Origin of the sequence: Paraburkholderia sp. SIMBA_030 (assembly GCF_046535245.1) — a bacterium.
GTDB lineage: Bacteria > Pseudomonadota > Gammaproteobacteria > Burkholderiales > Burkholderiaceae > Paraburkholderia.
In genome coordinates this window covers 1-330 of the sequence record NZ_JAWRXB010000203.1, presented here as the reverse complement: position 1 = coordinate 330, position 330 = coordinate 1, and the positions used below count along the sequence as shown (strand labels likewise).

The following is a 330-nucleotide window of genomic DNA, read 5'->3' as shown; positions in this document are numbered from 1 at the left end:
CGGTTGCACAGGCCGCGAGCGAGAAGGCGGCAGCGGAAAGGATGGAGCGAGTCAGCATCGGCGTTCCTTGTTTCGGGATGTTGGGTGAGAACGGCTGTCGGAGACTGCGCGACGAGTATAGAACGCGCTTGCGTGATGCGGAACCCGACTACGAAACGGCGGGCGGTGCTGCGGTGCCGGTGCGATGCGGGTGCAACGCGCGTGCAACGCATGACGGCATGCGTCGGAATTCGCGCGCAATTGCGCTGCAATCGACGTCCGCTGCACGAAACAAACTCAGGAATACTATGCGGTTTATCGACACGCCGGCGGCCGTGTTTGCACAACCGC

1 protein-coding gene is annotated in these 330 nt (G+C 62.4%); it reads left to right on the top strand.

The window, feature by feature from the left end; genetic code table 11:
• Nucleotides 1-330: hypothetical protein (locus SB772_RS39675; RefSeq protein ID WP_410838476.1), on the top strand; the 330-nt coding region annotated here is incomplete at both ends.